This is a genomic window from Streptomyces sp. NPDC051684 (assembly GCF_044453445.1).
Classification (GTDB): Bacteria; Actinomycetota; Actinomycetes; order Streptomycetales; family Streptomycetaceae; genus Streptomyces.
The window spans coordinates 29,072-48,444 of record NZ_JBITCS010000045.1 but is presented as its reverse complement, the minus strand read 5'-3'; the positions used below and the strand labels follow the sequence as shown (position 1 = coordinate 48,444).

Here is a 19,373-nt window from a genome sequence, read left to right as displayed (position 1 = left end):
GCTTCAGGTGCGGGCGCCCCGGCTGAAACCACGGTGAAACCGGGCTGAGTGCGCCGTGCCGCACGCTCTGCCGCATGACCACCACGACAACGGCGCCCCCGCCCCTCGCCATCGCGGCGAAGGGGCTCCGCAAAGCCTTCGGCGACAGGACCGTCCTCGACGGCATCGATCTCGCGGTGCCGGCCGGCTCCGTCTTCTCGCTGCTCGGGCCGAACGGCGCGGGCAAGACCACCGCCGTCCGGATCCTCTCCACGCTCATCGGCGCCGACGCGGGCGAGCTCTCCGTCGGCGGCCACGACCTGGCCACCGACCCGCAGGCCGTACGCGCCGCGATCGGCGTGACCGGGCAGTTCTCGGCCGTCGACGGCCTGATCACCGGCGAGGAGAACATGCACCTCATGGCGGACCTGCACCATCTGCCCCGCCGCGAGGGCCGCCGGGCGGCCGCCGAACTCCTCGACCGCTTCGGCCTCACCGACGCCGCGAAGAAGCCCGCGTCGACCTACTCGGGCGGCATGACGCGCCGCCTCGACATTGCCATGACACTGGTCGGCTCCCCGCGCATCCTCTTCCTCGACGAGCCGACGACCGGGCTCGACCCGCGCAGCCGCCACACCATGTGGCGCATGATCCGCGATCTCGTCGCCGACGGTGTCACTGTTTTCCTCACCACGCAGTACCTGGACGAGGCCGATGAACTGGCCGACCGGATCGCGGTGTTGAGTGAGGGCCGGATCGCTGCGACCGGCTCCGCCGAGGAGCTGAAACGGCTCGTGCCGGGCGGTCATGTGCGGCTGCGCTTCACCGACCCTGCGAGCTACCGGGCCGCCGTCGCCGCGCTCCGTGACGTCACCACGGACGACGAGGCGCTGACGGTGCGGATCCCCAGCGACGGCACGCAGGCCGAGCTGCGCGCCGTGCTCGACTGGCTGGACGCGGCGGGCGTCGAGGCGGACGAGCTGTCGGTGCACACCCCCGACCTCGACGACGTGTTCTTCGCCCTGACCGGCGGCGTCGAGCAGACCCACCGGCCCGAGGAGGCCCTTCGATGAGCGGCACCGCCCTGTCGGTCGCCGTGCGCGACTCGTCCACGATGCTGCGCCGCAATCTTCTGCACGCCCGCCGCTATCCGTCGCTCACCCTGAACATCCTCCTGACACCCATCATCCTGCTGCTGCTCTTCGTGTACGTCTTCGGCGACGTGATGAGCGCGGGGATCGGTGGCGGCCCCGCCGACCGCACGGCGTACATCGGCTATCTCGTGCCGGGCATCCTGCTGATGACCATCGGCGCTACTCCGGCCGGGACCGCGATCTCCGTCACGATGGACATGACGGAGGGGATCATGGCGCGTTTCCGTACGATGGCGATCCACCAGGGGTCCGTACTGATCGGGCATGTCGTGGGCAGCGTGCTGCAGGCGGTCGCCGGGGTGCTGGTCGTCGGAGCCGTGGCGGTGGCCGTCGGCTTCCGCTCGACGGACGCGAGCGCCCTGGAGTGGCTGGCGGCGTTCGGCCTGACGGTGCTGGTGGCCGTGGCCTTGAGCTGGGTGGCCGTCGGGATGGGCCTGGCCAGCCCGAACGCCGAGGCGGCGAGCAACAACGCGATGCCGCTGATCGTCCTGCCGTTCATCTCCAGCGCCTTCGTACCCGTCGACGCGATGCCCGGCTGGTTCCAGCCGGTCGCCGAGTACCAGCCGTTCACGCCGCTGATCGAGACGCTGCGCGGGCTGCTGCTCGGCACGGAGATCGGTCACAACGGGTGGCTGGCGGTCGCCTGGTGCCTGGGCCTGACCGTGCTCGGGTTCTTCTGGTCGCGGGCGCTGTTCAACCACGATCCGAAGTAGGGGCCTTCCGGCGGCGGTGTCTCCTTCTCAGCCAACCCCCGCCGAGAACGACCGCGGCGATCACGGACAACAGGATCGCCCCGAGGACCACCGTCACCACGGCTGAGATCACGAAGATGGTCCACCACGGCGGATCGCCCTCCACGGTCCCCTCCCCCCTCGACGCTCAACGCGTCACCGGTCCACGGCTCAAGGCTCACAGAGTAGAAAACGTGGACGCCCTGGCCGCCTCCCACAGTTCGTCCCGGCCCAGGGCGACGGCCCGTACGGCTTCGGGGGCCCGCTTCGTGAGGCCGGCCGCGCCGAGTGCGTGCAGCAGGACGGCGCCGCCGGGTCGGCCCCCGCGCAGGACGGCGGTGACCGAGCTGAGGACCCTTGCCGGTGCTGATCTCCAGGGGCAGCCCGTCGAGGGCGGCGAGGATCCTTTCCTGGGTGCGGGGCAGCTGGAGGCCGAGTTCGGGTTCACGGTGCAGGGCGCGGCGCAGCGCGACGAGTTCGGGGTGCAGCTCGTGGGCGCGCTCGGGGTACGACGGTGCGGTGACGGGCGACATGCGGGAGGAACCTCCTGAGGGGGTGAGCACAGCGGAAGGTGCGGTGGCGCCGTGGTGCCGCGCCGGTCAGCCGGGCAGCAGCAACTGCCGGGCGATCCCGTTCTTCTGGATCTCGGAGGACCCGGTGAGCACGCGGAACATCCGCAACTTCCGGAAGACCGCCTCGACTTCGGCGCCGCGCACGAGGCCCGCCTTGCCGTGGATCTGCACGGCCTCGTCGGCGATCCGAAAAGCGTTCTCGGCGACGAACAGCTTGCACATAAAGGCTTCCGTGCGCGGTTCGCGGTCCGCGTCCAGGTCGGCGAGCGCGTCGTAGGTCATGCTGCGCGCCGCGTAGTACGAGGTGGCCATGTCGGCGAGCTTGTGCTGGACGGACTGGAGCGCGCCGATTGGTGCGCCGAAGACCTGCCGGGTGCGGGCGAAGTCGACGGTGAGGGCGAGGGCGCGGCGAGGAACGACTCGGCGTCCCAGCGCGGCAGGACGACGACGGTGGCGCCCGAGGCCAGCAGGGCGAGCAGCGGCATGCCGGGCGCGTGCGTGATGGGCCCGGCGGCGAGGTAGCACTCGCGGGTCGCGGGCGAGGAGTCCGAACTCATCATCCAGTTTGCGCATGTTGGCGAGCCGGTTGCCGTGGGTCTGCACGGCGGCCTTCAGCTTGCCGGTGGATCCGGAGGTGAAGTTGAGGACGGCGGCGTCGTGCTGGTCGGCCTCGACGGCGACGGAACCCTCTCCCCCTTCCTCGACGCGCTCGCCGTCGACGAACAGGACGCGCACGTCGGCGTCGTCCAGGATGTGGGCGACCTCGTCGACCGAGAGCCGAGGACTGATCGGCACCCGCACGAGGCCGCTCTTGGAGAGCGCCATCTCGGTCTCGACGGCCTGCGCGCAGTTGCCCGCGTACGTCGCCACCGCCTGGCCCGGTGCGAGGCCGCGCCCGATGAGGGCGGAGGCCAGGCGGTTGGTGATGCGCTCCAGTTCTCCGTAGGTCAGCCTGCGTTCCCCGCAGATCAGGGCCTCGCGTTCGGGCCAGAAGGTGCTGCTTCGAGTGATGTACGTGCCCAGGTTCAACGGACTGCTCCCACACTCGTCGGCTCAAATCGCCATGGCGACCAGTTGGAGACAACGTGTCTAGAAACCTTCGGGGTGTCAATGATCGGGTGTACGCTTCCGGCATCGACCGGGGGACGCGAGAGGAGCCGGACCATGCCGCCGGAAGCGGGCGATCGACGAGTACGCCGCACCCGACGCCTGTTGCGCGACGCGCTGGTGTCGCTGTCGCTTGAACGGGGCTACGCGACCGTGACCGTGGAGGACATCACGGAGCGGGCCGACCTGGGCCGGGCCACCTTCTACAAGCACTACACGGACAAGGACGACCTGCTCGACCGCGTGGTGACCGACCTGCTCGACGAGTTGCAGGACCGGCTGCGCCCGCTCGTCCAGGCCTCCGAGGTGGGCTTCACGGGCAAGCCGGCCCTGGAGATCTTCCGGCACGCCGACGAAGAGCGGGACGCCTACCGGATGATCCTGCGCGGCGAGGGCGACGGCCGGGCCCTGCGCCAGTTCACTCGGGCGCAGGCGGAGGCGACGGCCGGGGTGTTCCGGGCCCGCGCCGAGCACGAGGGCGTCACCACGCGGATCAGCGTCGACGTCCTCGCGCGCGCCTGGGTCGGCGAACAACTCGCCGTACTGAGCTGGTGGCTGGAGGAGAACCCGCGCCCGATGCCCCCGGAGGAGGCGACGCGGATGCTCCTCGACCTGTCGCTGCGCGGCCGCTACTGGGCCAATGGCTTCGAGGGCGAACCGCCGTCGCCGGCCCCCCTAGGGCCCTCCATCCGGCGTCGCACGACCACGGCCGTCGGCACGGCGCCGACCGTGCCCAGGGCGAGCCAGAACACGAGCTTGCCCACCGGCCCGTTGACGGTCCGCAGTTCCCCGTCGTCGTGCCGGCAGAACGAATCCGGCGGGAAGTAGTGCGAGACCGGGGTGCCGGCGCCGTAACAGGGCGAGGTCTCCGGGAACAGGGACGGTTGCGCGCGCTGCGAGAGGAACCCGCCGACGAGCACCGTCAGCCACCCCGCCAACAGGAACAGTGCCAGCATCCAGACCGGGACTTTCGCGTACAGGCCCGCCACCACCACGCCGGCCGTCAGCAGAAGCAACACCGTGAGCAGCACGGGCAGGAGCACCACCATGCGCTCAGTACAGCACGAACGCCGACACTCCCCGCCCCGTCCGCCGCTCAGTGCACCGCCTGCCCCTTCCCCAGCGCGATCACGCCCGCCTTCGACACCGTGTAGAGCTCCGCGTCCCGGCTCGGGTTGACGCCGATGGTGGCGCCGACCGGGACCTCGACGTTCTTGTCGAGGACGGCGCCGCGCACCACCGCTCCCCTGCCGACCCGGACGTTGTCGTGCAGCACCGAGCCCTGGACGACCGCGCCGTCCTCGACCACGACGCCCGGTGAGAGCACGGAGCGGGTGACCTGGCCGCGGATGACGCAGCCGGGGCTGACGATGGACTCGGACGCGATGCCGCCCGCGCAGAATTTGGCCGGCGGCAGCTGGCCCGGGTGCGTGTAGATCGGCCAGCGCCGGTTGTCGAGGTTGAAGACCGGGGTGTCCGAGATGAGGTCCATGTGGGCCTCGTAGTAGGCGTCGAGGGTGCCGACGTCGCGCCAGTAGCCGTGGTCGCGGTCCGTCTCCCCCGGCACGTGGTTGCCGTCGAAGTCGTAGAGCTGGGCGACGCCGCGCTCGGTGAGCATCGGCACGATGGAACCGCCCATGTCGTGCGCCGAGTCGGCGTCCTCCGCGTCCGTCTGGAGCGCGTCGACGAGCACCTTTGTGGTGAAGAGGTAGTTGCCCATCGAGGCGAAGACCTGGTTCGGGGTGCCGGGCAGCGGCGGCGGGTCGGTGGGCTTCTCCAGGAAGGCGTCGATGCGCGTGCCGTCGCGGGCCGGGGTGATCACACCGAAGGACGAGGCCTCCGCGCGCGGCACCCTGATGCCCGCCACCGTGACGCCCGCACCCGACTCGATGTGCTGCGTGAACATCTGCCGCGGGTCCATCCGGTACACGTGGTCGGCGCCGAACACCGCGATGTAGTCGGGCTGTTCGTCGTGGACCAGGTTGAGCGACTGGAGGATCGCGTCGGCGCTGCCCGAGTACCAGCGCGGGCCGAGCCGCTGCTGGGCCGGGACCGGCGTGACGTAGTTGCCGAGCAGGCTCGACATCCGCCAGGTGGTCGTGACGTGCCGGTCCAGCGAGTGCGACTTGTACTGCGTCAGGACGCAGATGCGCAGGATGTCGCCGTTGACGAGATTGGACAGGGCGAAGTCGACCAGGCGGTAGGTGCCGCCGAAGGTCACCGCGGGCTTCGCCCGGTCCGCCGTGAGCGGCATCAGCCGCTTTCCCTCCCCGCCTGCCAGTACGATCCCGAGCACCGAAGGTCCGCCGCGCATCCCAACCCCCCTGTGATTCACGTACCGTTGAGGATCTCCTCGTACACGTCGACCGTGCGCCGGGCGATCGCGTCCCAGCCGAACTCGGCCGCCGCCCGCTCCCGGCCCGTCTCGCCCATCTCCCGCGCCGCGTCGGGATCGGCGACGACCCGGTTCAGGGCGTCCGCGAGCCCCGCCTCGAAGGCCCCCGGCTCCGCGGCCTCGTACGGGACGAGCAGCCCCGTCTCGCCGTCCGCGACGACCTCGGGGATGCCGCCGACCCGCGAGGCGACCACCGGCGTGCCGCAGGCCATCGCCTCCAGGTTGACGATGCCGAGCGGCTCGTACACGGAGGGACACACGAACACGGAGGCGTGCGTGAGCAGTTGGATGACCTCGGTGCGCGGCAGCATGGACGGAATCCAGCGCACCCCGTCCCGTGAGGCCCTCAACTCCTCGACCAGCTCCCGGAATTCACGTCCGATCTCCGGGGTGTCGGGCGCGCCCGCGCACAGGACGACCTGGACGTCCTTCGTCAGCTCCTTCGCGGCGCGCAGCAGATGGGGCACACCCTTCTGCCGCGTGATGCGGCCGACGAAGAGGACGTAGGGCCGCTGCGGGTCGATGTCGTAGCGGCGCAGCACGTCCGTGCCCGCGTCGGCGTGGTAGAGCGAGACGTCGATGCCGTTGTGGACGACGCGAACCTTCTTCGGCTCCAGGGCCGGATAGCAGGCGAGGATGTCCTTGCGCATCGCGTGCGACACCGCGATCACGCCGTCGGCGGCCTCGATCGCGGTCCGCTCCGCCCATGCCGACAGCGCGTAACCGCCGCCCAGCTGCTCCGCCTTCCAGGGGCGCAGCGGCTCCAGGGAGTGGACGGTCATCACGTGCGGGATGCCGAGGTGGAGCGCCGCCAGGTGCCCGGCCAGATTGGTGTACCAGGTGTGGGAGTGCGCGATCTCGCGGCCTTCGAGGGCCGCGGCGATGGCCAGGTCCACGGAGAGCGTGCGCAGCGCGTCGTTCGCCCCGTCGAGCGCGGGCCAGGCCCGGTGCCGGCGCACGCCGTCGCCCGTTCCCTCACCCCACGTGTGCACCTCGAGATCGACGAGGGGGCGCAGCTCGCGCGCCAGGAACTCGACGTGCACTCCGGCGCCGCCGTAGACATCCGGCGGGTACTCCCTGGTCAGCAGTCCCACACGCACGCGCGGCCCCCGTATTCGTCGGTCGGCGACACTCGCTTTTGGATCGCTGTTTCGAAAGCGCACCTCATGGTCACCCATGGAGGGGCCCGCACGGAAGGGCGCGGACCGCAACCGGTGCCCGAGTCCCCCGCGCGGCCCTGCGGCACCCGCCCTGGGGATGAATCAGGATGCGACCTACTCCAACGGGAGTAGGACTCAATGAGTGCTCAAGTCGGACGACGCGGAGGGCCGAAAAGAGCGATCGTGGAGAGTATGAGAAGCGACCGAGCGCCACGCCGCACCTCCAGGGGCGCCACATGAGCGACCTGGTGCTTTCCGTGCTGCTCTCGCTCGTCTCCGCCGTCGCGTACGCGGGCGGGGCGATCGTGCAGGAGCGCGTGGCCGCGACGTCGCCCAAGGCGGCGTACGCCCCCTTGCGCAGACCCGCGTGGTGGGGCGCGGGGTGCCTGAACGGTCTGGGCGCGGTGCTGCACGTCGCGGCGCTCGCCTTCGGCCCGCTCAGCGTCGTGCAGCCGCTGGGCGCCCTGACGATCGTGCTCGCGCTGCCGATGTCGGCGCTCCTCGTGGGCCGCAGGGCCGGGGCGACGGCCTGGCGCGGCGCGATCATGGCGACGGTCGGCCTCGCGGGGCTGCTCTCGCTGACCGGGGCCACGACCGAGCAGTCGCTGGACGCGACGCAGCGCCTGTTCGTCGGCCTGATCACCGTGGGCGGCGTGCTGGCCCTCATGTCGACGGCCCGTGTGGCGCACCGGCACCCCGTGGTGCGCGCGGTGCTCCTCGCGGTGGCGGCCGGCGGCGCGTTCGGCATGGCGTCGGTGTTCACGAAGTCCGTGACCGAGAACTGGACCGGGCAGCCGCTGGAACAGCTCGCCACGCTCCTGGCCATCGCGGGCCTCGCCGTGGCCGGGATGCTGCTGTCGCAGGCCTCCTACCGGGGCGCCGGGCTCGCCGCGCCGCTGGCGACCGCGACGGTTGTGAACCCCGTGGTGGCGGCGACCATCGGCCTCACCATGTTCGGGGAATCGTTCCGGTACGGCACCATCGGCACGGTGCTCGCGCTCGGCTGCGGTGTCGTGGCGGCGGGCGGTCTGATCCTGCTGACGACGGAGCGCATCGGGCGCGCTCGCCGGGCCGGCGCCTCCGTGGTCGCGCACGCGGGTCCCCCGGCGATCCCGCCCGTGGTGCCGGACAGCCCGGCCGGGCTCGCCTCGGTGCCGCTGCCGCCGCGTGCGCCCAAGGCCCGGCAGGAGCCGCCGTGCCGGGGCGGGACGGCGGAGGACATCCGCTCCTGACGCCTGCTGTCGGGCCGGAATCCGCCCCTGACCTGCTCCCGGGCCGGGTTCAGATCCTGACGCCGCGGGCCCGCAGATACGCCAGCGGGTCCACGTCGCTGCCGAAGCCGGGCCCCGTCCGCACCTCGAAGTGCAGATGCGGGCCCGTGCTGTTGCCCGTGGAGCCGGAGCGGGCGATGCGCTGGCCCGCGATCACCCGCTGGCCGCTCTTGACCGTCAGCGCCGACAGATGCCCGTACTGGCTGTACTTGCCGTCGGCGTGCCGGATCACCACCTCGTAGCCGTACGAGCCGCCCCAGCCGGCCGAGACGACGCTTCCGGCGGCGACGGCCTTCACGGAGGTTCCGGTGGCCACAGCGAAGTCGACACCCGTGTGATACCCCTTCGACCAGGAGGAACCGGCGGCCCGGTAGGGCGTGCCGAGGGAGGCGGCGACGGGCGCGACGGCGTTGTGCGCGGTGGCCTTCGCCGTGTCGGACTTCTTCGCGACGGGTTTTGGGGCCTTCTTCGCGGGTTGCGCCTGCGTCTTCCCCGCCTTGCCGGGCATCGCCAGGCGCTGCCCGGGGGTGATCAGGTCCGGGTCGGCCCCGATCGTGGCGCGATTCGCCGCGTACAGCGCCCGCCAGCCGCCCTTCACGGACCGCTCGGCGGCGATGCCGGAAAGGCTGTCCCCGTTGACGACGCGGTACATCTGGGCGCGTCCCGCCCGAGACTGCGGCGTGGTCTGCGGCCGCACGTCGGGCGTCGCGGCCGTCCGCGTCAGGCCCGCGCGCTGCGAGCACACCGGCCAGGCGCCGGGGCCCTGCCCCTTGAGGACCTTCTCCGCCACGGCGATCTGCTGGTCCTTCGTGGCGAGGTCGGCGCGCGCGGCGTAGGCGGTGCCGCCGTAAGCGGCCCAGGTGGAGCGGGTGAACTGAAGCCCGCCGTAGAACCCGTTGCCGGTGTTGATGCTCCAGTTCCCGGAGGACTCGCACGCGGCGACCTTGTTCCACGTGTGCGCGTCCGCGGCCTGCGCCGTGCCCGCGCCGACGATCGGGATGGCCATGCCCACCCCGCCCACGGTCACGGTGAGCGATGCCCGGTTGACCCGGCTCGGCTGGTACCGGCGGTGCCGGCCGCGTAACGCCATGAATGCCCCCTCAGCCACACGTAGGAGCGGCAAATTAGCCGCTCCTACGTAGGTGGACAAGAGTGCCCTGAGCCACCTTGGCGGGATTCAGTCCCTCAAGTGACCAGGAATCCACCGAAGTTGTGCGGCCTGCTGGAAGGGGCCGCCGCCCTCGTGGTCGTTGAACGCGTACACCTCCATCGACTTCTGCGTGCCCGCCCAGTGGTTGTACGCGCCGAAGACCGTGGACGGCGGGCAGGTGAGGTCCTCCAGGGCGGCGGAGAACAGGGTCGGCGCCGTGGCGCGCGCCGCGAAGTTGATGCCGTCGAAGTACGAGAGCGTCCGGAACGCGCGCTCGTCCTCGCCGATGTGCGCCTTGAGGTAGAGGGCGATCTCGCGGTACGGGTGACGCTCCGTGAGCGTGGCCGCGCGCCGGAAGTCGCACAGGAACGGCACGTCGGGCGCGGCCGCCCGCAGGTCGGGCACGAGCCCCGCCACGGCGATGGTGATGCCGCCGCCCTGGCTGCCGCCGGTGACGGCGACCCGCGAGGCGTCGATCAGCGGGTGCGAGCGGGCGGCGTCGACGGCGCGCACGGCGTCCGTGTAGACGCGGCGGTAGTAGTACTCGTGCGGGTCCTGGATGCCCTTCGTCATGAATCCCGGCTGGGACGGCGTGGAGCCGACCGGGTCGGGGGTGTCGCCGACGCTGCCGCCGCTGCCCTGCCCGCGGGTGTCCATGACGAAGTGCGCGAACCCGGCGGCCGCCCAGCGCAGGTGGGTGTGCGCGAGGCCGCGGCCGCCCCCGTAGCCGATGTACTCGACGACGGCCGGAAGCGGCTCGTTCGTGCCCGCCGGGAGGACCAGCCAGCCCTTCACGGGATGCCCGCCGAAGCCCGCGTACGTAACGTCGAACACGTCGACCGCCGTGTACGGGACGTCGACGGGCTCGAAGCGTGCGTCCAGGTCGTGCTCCCGGGCCTCGACGAGGGTCTTCTCCCAGAAGGCGTCGAAGTCGTCGGGGGCGGTCAACTCCGGCTGGTAGGTACGCAGCGCGTCGAGCGACAGGTCGAAATGAGGCACGCACGGCTCCAAATTCGTAGAGAGTCCACGGTGGGGCGGACGCCAACGTAACCCGTCCTTCGACCAACAATGAACAAAATCCTTCATCTTCCAGATACAGGAGCGGCAGGCATGAGCACTACAGCCCAGATCGGTGTCACGGGGCTCGCTGTCATGGGGCGCAATCTCGCCCGGAACTTCGCCCGCAACGGGTACACGGTCGCCCTCCACAACCGCACGGCGGCCCGTACGCACGCGCTGGTCGAGGAGTTCGGCGAGGAGGGCATCTTCGTACCGACCGAGACCGCCGAGGAGTTCGTGGCCGCGCTCGAACGGCCGCGCCGCCTGGTCATCATGGTGAAGGCCGGCGACCCGACCGACGCGGTGATCAAGGAGTTCGCCCCGCTCATGGAGCCCGGCGACATGATCATCGACGGTGGCAACGCACACTTCGCCGACACCCGCCGCCGCGAGAAGGAGCTGCGCGAACAGGGCATCCACTTCGTCGGCACGGGCGTCTCCGGCGGCGAGGAGGGCGCGCTGCACGGCCCGAGCATCATGCCCGGCGGCAGCGTCGAGTCCTACGCCTCGCTCGGCCCGATGCTGGAGAAGATCTCCGCCAAGGCGAAGGACGGCGCACCCTGCGTGACGCACGTGGGACCCGACGGGGCGGGCCACTTCGTCAAGATGGTGCACAACGGCATCGAGTACGCCGACATGCAACTCATCGGCGAGGCCTACCAGTTGCTGCGCGACGTGGCCGGGTACTCCCCCGCGCAGATCGCCGACATCTTCCGCACCTGGAACACGGGCCGGCTCGACTCCTACCTGATCGAGATCACCGCCGAGGTCCTCTCGCACGTCGACGAGGCGACCGGGAAGCCCTTCGTGGACGTCGTCCAGGACCAGGCCGAACAGAAGGGCACCGGCCGCTGGACGGTGCAGATCGCGCTCGACCTGGGCGTGCCGGTGTCCGGCATCGCGGAGGCGGTGTTCGCGCGCTCCCTGTCGGGGCACGCGGAACTGCGCACCGCGTCACGGGAGTTGGCGGGCCCCACGGCCACGGCGCTGAGCGAGACGGAGGCCGCCGCGTTCGCCGACCGCGTCGAACAGGCCTTGTACGCCTCGAAGATCGTGTCGTACACCCAGGGCTTCCACGAAATCTCCGCGGGCAGCGAGGAGTACGACTGGAACATCGACTCGGGCGCGGTGGCCCGGATCTGGCGCGGTGGCTGCATCATCCGCGCCGCGTTCCTCGACCGGATCACGGCGGCGTACGAGGCCGAGCCGAACCTGGTCTCGCTCCTGTCCGACAAGGGCTTCGCCGACGAGATCGCCGCGGCGCAGGACGACTGGCGCTCCGTCCTGGTCGCGGCGACCACGCAGGGCGTGCCCACGCCGGGCTTCGCCGCCGCGCTCGCCTACTACGACGCGCTGCGCGCCGAGCGCCTGCCGGCCGCACTCACGCAGGGCCAGCGGGACTACTTCGGCGCGCACACGTACCGCCGGGTCGACCGGGAGGGCTCGTTCCACACGCTGTGGGGCGGTGACCGCTCCGAGGTCGAGGCGTAGCCGCTACGCGGCTACGCGGGTGACGGCTCGGGCTCCGGCGGGTGCGGGTCGGGGTCCGGGTCCGGCAGCGGCGGCGTCGGGGACGGCGAGGGCCGCGGCGTGGGCTCGGGCACCGGCGTCGGGAACGGGTCCGGCATCGGGCCCGGATCGGGCCGGTCGGGCCCCGGGCCGGGTCCGGGCGTGGGGGTCGGCGGGACGGGATCGGGGAAGGGCTGGGTCATCGTTGGTTCCTCCAACGGTTCGGAGGGGACCTCTCCACTGTCTCCCGGCTCGCGTGCCCACGCCCGCCGAGTCCACGCCTACGGCCGGTCAACCGGCCGGCCGAGGGCGGCGAGAAGTTCGTCGAGGGCCTTGGTGAGGGCCTCGACGTTGGCCGGGTCGAGCCAGGTGGTGCGGATGCGTTCGTTGTTCCCGTTCGGCGTCTCGTGATCGGCCGCGAGCCGGTCCAGGGATCGGGCCCCATCCCCCAGGGAGCGGCCGACCCCCTGGAAGAGGCCGCGGACGTAGCGGTCGGCGTCGGCGGGGGCGATGCCGTGGTCGGCGGCCCACGAGGCGAGCGTCGCGAGATACGCGTAGTGAGTGGTCAGCGTGCCGGTCAGCGCGGAGAGGACATTGAAGGCGGGCTCGTCCGCGACGGGCAGTGCGCCGCCCATCCGGGCGAAGAAGGCATCCACCTCCGGGTGCGAGGGGTGTACGACCGTGACGGAACGGCGCTCCCGGATGGTCGGCAGGGGGATGGCGCGGACCAGCGGGACGTCCGTGCCGAGCGCTCGACGCAGTTCGTCGGTGCCGACCCCGGCCATCACGTTGACCACGACCCTACCCTCAGCGATCCGTACTCCGGCCAGGGCCTCGCGCCAGTCCTCGCGGCGCACGGCGAGAAGCACCAACTCGGAGCGGTCCACCACCTGCTGGTTGTCGGCGCAGATGGTGACGCCCGCGTACTGCTCGGCCAACGCCGCGGCCGTGCGGGCTCCCCGCGGGGAAAGGAACACCTCCGGCGAAGCACCGCCCTCGTGACGCAGGCCCGTGACAAGGGCGCGGCCGATCTCGCCCACCCCGATGATGCCGATGCGCTGCACGGTCTCCTCCTCCATGGATGCGGGATCACGTCGAGGCCGGTGCTGGGCGACCGGCCGGTCGCCCAGCACCTCGGTCACTGTGCCAGGGCAGCGCGAAGGAATTCTTGGATCTCCTTGCGGGCGGCCTCGGCCTGCGGTTCCACACCGGGCAGGGAGAGGAACGCGTGCTTGGCTCCCGGGTATTCAGTGAGCCGCACGGGCGTCCCGGCCGCCCGCAGCCGCTCGGCGTAGCGTCGGCCGTGATCGGCCACTGCGTCCCGGGTCGGCACCACCACGAGCGCCGGGGCGAGTCCGTTCAAGTCCTCCGCGTACAGCGGCGAGTACGCGCGGGCGTCGGTGCCCGGCGGGACGGACAGCCGTCGCAGGAGCCGCAGTTGCGGCAGGGCACGGGTCGGGCGGTACGCGTATTCGGCCACCGAGGAGTGGTCGTCCATCGTGTCGGTCACGTCGACCGCGGGGTTGACCAGCACCTGTGCGCGCAGCCGCAGCCCGGCGTCCCGGGCCCGGATCGCGCTCAGGGCACTGATCAGACCGCCGAAGCTCTCGCCGAAGACGGCCGTGCGCGCCGGGTCGGCGCCCCACTGCTCCGCGTGCCGCACCATGTGCCGCAGCACGTCCCAGCCGTCGTCGGCGGCATGCGGGAGCGCGGTGCCCGGTGCGACGAGGCGGTGCTCGACCGACACGACGAGCGCAGGCAACCGGGCGGCGAGGTGACTGTTGGCCCAGTCGCACTGCGCCGCCGTGCCCACGAAGCCGCCTCCGTGCACATGGATCACGAGCGGCAGACCGGCTGGGCCGCTGTCCTTCGTCGACGCCGGCCGGTACACCCGGACCGGCAGGGCACGGCCCGGCAGCGCCAGTTCCTGCCAGTCGATGACCGCGGCGGCGTCGGGCTCGCCGAGGACCACCCGGGCCGCTCCGGATGCCCTGAAGCGGTTCTCCGCCTCGCGGTAGGCGACAAGTTCCTCGGTGGTGATCGTCCGGAAGTCCGGCTCCGGCGGCCGCTCCACAACAGTGGCCTCAGTGGTCGTCTCCCTCATGTCCCCGTCTCCCCTTCGCTTCCCCCGGCCGGACATCCCGGCAGGCACTTGCCCCCAGTATGCACGCGGTGCGTGCAACGCCAAGTGTTTTGGTGGGGGCAATGGCGGACGCTCAGGAAAGGTCACTGCCAAGTGCACGCCCGCGTGCATGAGCTACACTCGGCGCGAAAGAGAGGGGAAAAATGACAGGCCGAAGGCGCTGGTCGACCGAGGAGATCCTGGACACGGCAGCAGAGCTGCTGCGCACGAGCGACGCCGAATCCTTCAGCGTGCGCAAGCTCGCCACCACGCTCGGGACGGACTCCTCGAGCCTGTACCGGCACTTCCGCAACAAGACCGAATTGCTGCGCGCGGTCGCCGACCGGATCCTGGTGGCTGCGATGGAGGGCTACCGCCCCGAGGGCGACTGGAAGCAGCGCATCACCGCGCTGGCCCTGCGCCTGCGGGAGTCCTTCGGCGAGCACCCGCAACTCGCCGCGGTCTGGGGACGCTACGCATCCGGTGGCGCCGGCTCCCGTCTGGTCATGGAAGAGGTACTCCAGGCCCTGCGGGCCTCGGGCCTGCCCGATGAGGAGATCCCGGACCGCTACCACCGGATCGTGATCCTCGTCGCGTCGCTGATCACCTCTGAGGCGGGCATCGGCAGCCTCACCCCCGGCGAGTACGAGCAAGGCATGGAGCAGTTCCGCGTCGCGGTCCTTGGCGCCGACCCCGAGCGCTTCCCCGCCCTGGCCCACTTCGCCCGCGAGATCCGCCCCCTCGGGGCCGACCGCGGTGCCGCGTTCGACGAGATCCTCGCTGCCCACCTCGCCCGGGTCGAGGCCGCGATTCCCTGACGCGAGCGGGCGGGACAGCGGGAGAGTCCGGGGGCCGGCCTCAGCCGTCGGTGCGGCGCAGCCGGACCACGGGAATGTCGCGGCTCGTCTTCTTCCGGTACTCCGCGTACGGCGGGAACAGCTCCACCAGGGAGTCCCACACCCGCGCCTTGTCCTGCGCCGAAAGGGTCTCGGCGCGGGCCGTGAACCGCTCGGTCTCCACCCGTAGCCGCACCTCGGGGTTGGCCTGAAGGTTGAGGTACCACAGCGGGTGCTCGTCCGCGCCGCCCTTCGACGCGACGATCAGGTAGTCGTCGCCGTCGCGGCCGTAGATCAGAACGGTGCGCCGCCACTGCCCCGACTTGCGGCCCTGGTAGTCGAGGAGCAGACACGGGGCGCCCTGCATGGTCGTGCCCTTGGTGCCGCCGGACTCCTCGTAGGTGCGGGCCTGGTCGGCGACCCAGCCGCTGGGACTGACGACGACGTCGGCATCACTGTGAGTCATGCGCACTGCCTCCTGGGAAGACGTGGGGTCAACGTCTTTCAATCTAAGCCCGGTTGGCGCTCGCGCACTCCGAGGCCGCCGCGGCGAGTCCGGGTCGCGGGCTGGCGAGCACCGGCAGCGTGGTGTGGGCCCGCTCAGTGGCGTCGGTGAGGGAGGCCTGGGCGAGGACGATCACGTCGGCGCCGGCGATGCCGTCGATGGCGGTGGCGACGAGCGCGAGATACCCGTCCCGGTCCCCCGCGAGGAACAGCTCCCAGGCGCCCTCGACGAACACGGTCCGCACGTCCACCGCGCGCCCGGCCCGTGCGGCCTCCTCCCCGATCAGGTCGAGGGTCGGCCCGAAGGTGCTGCGCACCGTGGCGACCACGGCGATCCTTCCCCGAGCTCTCAATTCCGTTCGAGCAGGGGAGACCCCATTCCCCTCCGCGACGGCCCGCGCGGCCATCGGCCGGTCCACGCGCAGCACGGGCACGCCGGCGTCCGCGGCGAGGCCCTCCGCGACGGCGCCGAGCGTGGAACACGTGCACAGCACGGCCTGTGCCCCGTCGGCGACGGCCGCCGCGAGCAGCGCCCGGACCTCGTCGGTGACGGCCTCGGGCCCCTCGACGCCGGCCCGGGCGAGCAGCTCCTCGCGTACGACGTGACGCAGCTCCAGGCCCGGGTGGTCGGCGTCGCGCAGGGCGTCGAAGACCGGCACATGGACGGGTGAGGTGTGCAGGAGCGCCAGGTTCATGACCGGGACCCTACGCGCGGATGATCACCGCGTGCGCGGCCGTCTCACCACTTGTCGGGGTCGGCGTCGAGGGCGGCCTTCGCGGCCAGCAGCAGGTCGGCGGAGGCCTCGGGCGCCTCGCCCGGGTGCCGCTCGGCCCAGCGGACGACGAAGGGGCACAGCGGCGCCACGGTCAGCGACTCGGCCGCGGCGATGCCATACAGCTCGCGAGTGAGTGAGCCCGCGATGCCCTTGCCCTCGTGCTCCGGCTCGACGACGGTGTGCACCGCGACGAGTGCCCGCTCGGGTTCCTCCAGGACGAAGTACTGGAGGTGGCCGACGACTTCGCCGCCGGAGCGGGCCTGCAGGAGGCCCTTCGCACGGTCGTCGCGGATCTCGATGTCGCTCATGGGCTCTCCTGCGTCGTGGCCGGACCGGGTCTCAGCCCGCGGGTACCGCGTGCGGGCCGCGCGTCACATCCCCGCCGGGGATCGGCTCGGAGGCGTCGGCGCCGAGCGCCGCGATCCGGTTGTCCCGGTCGACGTGCACGACGCTCGGTCGCAGGGCCCGCGCCTCGGCGTCCTCGATCTGACAGTAACCGATGATGATCACGAGGTCGCCCGGGTGCACGAGGTGGGCGGCCGCCCCGTTGATCCCGATGACACCGGACCCGCGCTCCCCCTCGATGACGTACGTCTCCAGGCGGGCGCCGTTGTCGATGTCGACGATGTGCACGAGTTCGCCGGGCAGCAGATCGGCGGCGTCGAGCAGGTCGGCGTCGATGGTCACGGAGCCGACGTAGTGCAGGTCGGCGTGGGTGACGGTGGCGCGGTGAATTTTGGACTTGAGCATGGTGCGCAGCATCGGGACACTCCCACAAGTAGGCTCCCTGCCTGCCCAATTGCAGGTCAAGGGCTGTATCGACAATTTACAACGAGTCGCGTGCGGCGGCGGCCCGCCCCGAGTCGATCCGGTAGATGTAGTGGGCACGGCCGTCGACAGGGTTGTCCGGCTCCAGCTCGCCCTCGGCGACCCGGCGCAGTCCGGCCTTCTCCAGCACCCGCCAGGAGGCCCGGTTGGCCGTCGGCACCGGCACCAGGACGCAGGGTGCGTCGGGGTGGTCGTCCCAGGTCGCCCGGACGACCGATCGGACCATCTGCGTGCCGAGCCCTCGGCCGACCTGCTGTGGCTCACCGATCAGGTAGTCGATGGTCATCGCCCCGAAAGGCACCTCGACCACGGCGGCGAGCTCAGCCAGATATTCGGGGTAGTCGGACAGCCGGCAACGCTGAACCAGGCCGATCGGGCTGCCGTCGAGGTGGACGAGCAGGTCCTCCGAAGGTTCCTCGCCCCTCGCGGCAGGGCCGAAGACCCGCGACACCGCCTCGATCGAGGTCTCATGGTTCCACCAACGGGCCACGTGCGGCTGTTCCAACCAGGACTTCAGCAACGGGAAGTCGTGCTCGGCGAGCCGGCGCCAGGTCATCATCGGGAAGCCTCCCCAGCGGGCACCAGGTTCACCGCCGACGCCTTGATCAGGTCGAGCGCCTGCGCCACCACCGGGTGCCGCGCCCCGCCCTTGCGGGTGGCGGCGAGGATGCGGCGGGCGGGGGCGGGTTCGCCGGAGAGGGGGATGCGGGCCACCGGCCATTCCGTGTTGATGCGGGCGAGGCGCGGCACCAGGATCACGCCCAGGCCGTGCGCCACCATCGCCGTACCGGTGTCCCACTCGTCGGACTGGTGGCCCATGTCGGGCGTGAACCCGGCCGCCATGCACGCCGTGACCAGCAGGTCGTGGTAGGTCGTGCCGGGTGTGCCGACGATCCACGTCTCGCGGGCCGCGTCCGCGAGGACCACCCGCTCGCGCGCCGCCAGCGGATGGTCGGCCGGGACGACGAGGTCGAGCGGGTCGTCGAGGAGCGGCTGCTGCTCGAAGCGCTCGTCGGTCAGGGGCGGCGAGTCGGTCGTCACGACGACCAGACCGAGGTCGGCCTCGCCGGTGAGCAGCAGCTCGAAGCAGCGCGCCGGCTCCGCCTCCACGAGGCGTACCCCGAGCTGGGGATGCCGCTCGCGCAGGGTCGCCGCGGTGGACGGCAGCAGGTGCGTGGCGGCCGTCGAGAAGCCGCAGAGCGTGAAGCTGCCGGTCTGCACGTCGGCCATCGCCGCGAGGTCACTGCGCGCCCGCTCCCACTGCGCCTCCAGGACGGCCGCGTGCCGCAGCAGCGTACGAGCCGCGGCGGTCAGCTTGATGCCGCGGCCCGCGGGCTCCATGAGCACCGCGCCGACCTGCCCGGCCAGCTGCCTCAGCTGGTACGAGACCGTGGACGGCTTGAGCCCCATGGCCTCGGCGGCCGCGGTCACCCCGCCGTGCTCCTCGACCATCTGGAGCACCTTGAGCTTGGGATCGATCATTCGACCATCTTGCACGGTCCTGTGCAAGATCGCACAATTGTGTCGATGAGTCACGGGTGGCACCCTTCCCGGGTGTTGTCCAAGAGTCCTTCCCTCCGCCGGAATCGGCGGCTCCCGACGGGAACGCGCGCCTTGTTCGCCATGGTCTTGGCCGTCCGCTTCCTCGCCTGGGCCACGGCGGGCCTGTTCCTCGCGGTCGTTCCCGCTGTCCTGATCGTCTCGGGCCGGAGCGACCCGGCCGTCGTCTGCGGTGTGCCGCTGGCCGTTCTCGTGTGCTCGGCGCTCGCGCAGCCGCTGGCCGCCGAACTCGACAGCCGCTGCGCGCAGTTCGCCGGTCTCACCGCACTACTGGTGGGCCTGTCCGCGCTGTCGCTCACGGCGGGGACGTCGACCTGGCCGACGCTCGTGGGCGCCGCGTTCGCCGGATTCGGGCACGGGCTCGGGCGCGCCGGAGCGAGCGCCGCCCTCGGCGTGCGCACGCCGACCGCCACCCGCCTTGGCCTCGGCCTGCCGATGCTCGCCGCGGCGCTGCTCGCGCCCGCGAGCTCCCCGACGGCCGCGACGGCCCTGGTGGCCTCGGGACTCGCCCTGCTCGTCTTCCCGGCGACCGGCGCCGTCCTGGAGGCCGGCCGCACCGCGCGCGGGCCGCGGCAGCACCTCGCCCACCCTGTCCACTGGATCGACCCGAAGCCCCTGTGCGGGCGTCCCACCCGCAGTACCGCGCAATCCTGAGGAGTA

21 protein-coding genes and 1 pseudogene are annotated in these 19,373 nt (G+C 71.6%); 7 read left to right on the top strand and 15 right to left on the bottom strand.

What is annotated here, in order from left to right; all coding sequences use genetic code 11:
- The first annotated feature begins 74 nt into the window (after positions 1-74).
- Positions 75-1,052 (top strand): ATP-binding cassette domain-containing protein, encoded by a 978-nt coding sequence (locus ACIA8D_RS36265; RefSeq protein ID WP_399238728.1) that lies wholly within the window; start codon positions 75-77, stop codon positions 1,050-1,052.
- Positions 1,049-1,846 carry an ABC transporter permease gene (locus tag ACIA8D_RS36260; RefSeq protein WP_399238726.1) on the top strand — a complete coding sequence of 266 codons (798 nt, stop codon included), beginning with the start codon at positions 1,049-1,051 and terminating at the stop codon, positions 1,844-1,846. Before ACIA8D_RS36265 ends, ACIA8D_RS36260 begins: the two co-directional genes overlap by 4 nt.
- A gap of 313 nt (positions 1,847-2,159) precedes the next feature.
- Here ACIA8D_RS36260 and ACIA8D_RS36255 read toward each other — a convergent pair.
- Positions 2,160-2,397, bottom strand: a pseudogene (locus ACIA8D_RS36255) (amidohydrolase); the annotation flags it as partial.
- Between the two features lie 66 nt (positions 2,398-2,463).
- Positions 2,464-3,465, bottom strand: coding sequence for an AMP-binding protein (locus ACIA8D_RS36250; RefSeq protein ID WP_399238724.1), 1,002 nt, complete (start codon positions 3,463-3,465; stop codon positions 2,464-2,466).
- 135 nt (positions 3,466-3,600) lie between these two features.
- On the opposite strand from ACIA8D_RS36250, the gene ACIA8D_RS36245 reads away from it, so the two are divergent.
- A complete protein-coding gene (locus ACIA8D_RS36245) occupies positions 3,601-4,371 on the top strand; it encodes a TetR/AcrR family transcriptional regulator (RefSeq protein WP_399238722.1) in 771 nt (256 codons plus the stop codon).
- A gap of 268 nt (positions 4,372-4,639) precedes the next feature.
- Here ACIA8D_RS36245 and glgC read toward each other — a convergent pair whose 3' ends face one another.
- Together glgC and glgA are read right to left on the bottom strand one after the other, a co-directional pair.
- Positions 4,640-5,857, bottom strand: a complete 1,218-nt coding sequence (gene glgC / locus ACIA8D_RS36240; RefSeq protein ID WP_399238720.1) for a glucose-1-phosphate adenylyltransferase — start codon at positions 5,855-5,857, stop codon at positions 4,640-4,642.
- Between the two features lie 17 nt (positions 5,858-5,874).
- A complete protein-coding gene (gene glgA, locus ACIA8D_RS36235; protein WP_399238743.1) occupies positions 5,875-7,032 on the bottom strand; it encodes a glycogen synthase in 1,158 nt (385 codons plus the stop codon).
- 302 nt (positions 7,033-7,334) lie between these two features.
- Between glgA and ACIA8D_RS36230 the strand changes: the two genes are divergently transcribed.
- Positions 7,335-8,330 carry a DMT family transporter gene (locus ACIA8D_RS36230; protein WP_399238718.1) on the top strand — a complete coding sequence of 332 codons (996 nt, stop codon included), beginning with the start codon at positions 7,335-7,337 and terminating at the stop codon, positions 8,328-8,330.
- 49 nt (positions 8,331-8,379) lie between these two features.
- On the opposite strand, the gene ACIA8D_RS36225 is transcribed toward ACIA8D_RS36230, so the two are convergent.
- Together ACIA8D_RS36225 and ACIA8D_RS36220 are read right to left on the bottom strand one after the other, a co-directional pair.
- Complete coding sequence (locus ACIA8D_RS36225) at positions 8,380-9,459, bottom strand: transglycosylase family protein (RefSeq protein WP_399238715.1); 1,080 nt, start codon at positions 9,457-9,459, stop codon at positions 8,380-8,382.
- 87 nt (positions 9,460-9,546) lie between these two features.
- Positions 9,547-10,518 carry an acetylxylan esterase gene (locus tag ACIA8D_RS36220; protein ID WP_399238713.1) on the bottom strand — a complete coding sequence of 324 codons (972 nt, stop codon included), beginning with the start codon at positions 10,516-10,518 and terminating at the stop codon, positions 9,547-9,549.
- Between the two features lie 111 nt (positions 10,519-10,629).
- Here ACIA8D_RS36220 and gndA point away from each other — a divergent pair, with 111 nt between their 5' ends.
- Entirely contained in the window at positions 10,630-12,069 is a 1,440-nt protein-coding gene (gene gndA / locus ACIA8D_RS36215) for an NADP-dependent phosphogluconate dehydrogenase (protein ID WP_399238711.1), read from the top strand.
- Positions 12,070-12,080: 11 nt separating this feature from the next.
- Here the strand turns inward: gndA and ACIA8D_RS36210 are convergent, their stop codons facing one another.
- From ACIA8D_RS36210 to ACIA8D_RS36200, 3 genes are all read right to left on the bottom strand, one after another.
- Positions 12,081-12,290, bottom strand: a complete 210-nt coding sequence (locus tag ACIA8D_RS36210; protein ID WP_399238709.1) for a hypothetical protein — start codon at positions 12,288-12,290, stop codon at positions 12,081-12,083.
- A gap of 78 nt (positions 12,291-12,368) precedes the next feature.
- A complete protein-coding gene (locus ACIA8D_RS36205; protein ID WP_399238707.1) occupies positions 12,369-13,229 on the bottom strand; it encodes an NAD(P)-binding domain-containing protein in 861 nt (286 codons plus the stop codon).
- Entirely contained in the window at positions 13,226-14,191 is a 966-nt protein-coding gene (locus ACIA8D_RS36200) for an alpha/beta hydrolase (RefSeq protein ID WP_399238705.1), read from the bottom strand. The genes ACIA8D_RS36205 and ACIA8D_RS36200 overlap by 4 nt, the downstream gene beginning before the upstream one ends.
- Before the next feature lie 182 nt (positions 14,192-14,373).
- On the opposite strand from ACIA8D_RS36200, the gene ACIA8D_RS36195 reads away from it, so the two are divergent.
- Positions 14,374-15,027, top strand: coding sequence for a TetR/AcrR family transcriptional regulator (locus ACIA8D_RS36195; protein WP_399238703.1), 654 nt, complete (start codon positions 14,374-14,376; stop codon positions 15,025-15,027).
- A 40-nt stretch (positions 15,028-15,067) separates the two neighbouring features.
- Here the strand turns inward: ACIA8D_RS36195 and ACIA8D_RS36190 are convergent, their stop codons facing one another.
- The 6 genes from ACIA8D_RS36190 to ACIA8D_RS36165 all read right to left on the bottom strand — a co-directional run bounded on the left by ACIA8D_RS36190 (position 15,068) and on the right by ACIA8D_RS36165 (position 18,635).
- Positions 15,068-15,511, bottom strand: coding sequence for a nitroreductase family deazaflavin-dependent oxidoreductase (locus tag ACIA8D_RS36190; protein WP_399238701.1), 444 nt, complete (start codon positions 15,509-15,511; stop codon positions 15,068-15,070).
- 43 nt (positions 15,512-15,554) lie between these two features.
- Positions 15,555-16,244: an arylsulfatase gene (locus tag ACIA8D_RS36185; protein ID WP_399238698.1), complete on the bottom strand. Its 690-nt coding sequence runs from the start codon at positions 16,242-16,244 to the stop codon at positions 15,555-15,557.
- 44 nt (positions 16,245-16,288) lie between these two features.
- Complete coding sequence (locus ACIA8D_RS36180; RefSeq protein WP_399238696.1) at positions 16,289-16,633, bottom strand: GNAT family N-acetyltransferase; 345 nt, start codon at positions 16,631-16,633, stop codon at positions 16,289-16,291.
- A gap of 31 nt (positions 16,634-16,664) precedes the next feature.
- The gene (gene panD / locus ACIA8D_RS36175; RefSeq protein WP_399238694.1) at positions 16,665-17,087 is read right to left on the bottom strand and encodes an aspartate 1-decarboxylase; all 423 of its coding nucleotides are present in this window, start codon (positions 17,085-17,087) and stop codon (positions 16,665-16,667) included.
- A 64-nt stretch (positions 17,088-17,151) separates the two neighbouring features.
- The gene (locus tag ACIA8D_RS36170) at positions 17,152-17,712 is read right to left on the bottom strand and encodes a GNAT family N-acetyltransferase (RefSeq protein WP_399238692.1); all 561 of its coding nucleotides are present in this window, start codon (positions 17,710-17,712) and stop codon (positions 17,152-17,154) included.
- Entirely contained in the window at positions 17,709-18,635 is a 927-nt protein-coding gene (locus tag ACIA8D_RS36165; RefSeq protein ID WP_399238690.1) for a LysR family transcriptional regulator, read from the bottom strand. Before ACIA8D_RS36165 ends, ACIA8D_RS36170 begins: the two co-directional genes overlap by 4 nt.
- Before the next feature lie 132 nt (positions 18,636-18,767).
- Here ACIA8D_RS36165 and ACIA8D_RS36160 point away from each other — a divergent pair, with 132 nt between their 5' ends.
- Positions 18,768-19,367 carry a hypothetical protein gene (locus tag ACIA8D_RS36160; protein WP_399238687.1) on the top strand — a complete coding sequence of 200 codons (600 nt, stop codon included), beginning with the start codon at positions 18,768-18,770 and terminating at the stop codon, positions 19,365-19,367.
- The last annotated feature ends 6 nt before the right edge of the window (positions 19,368-19,373 follow it).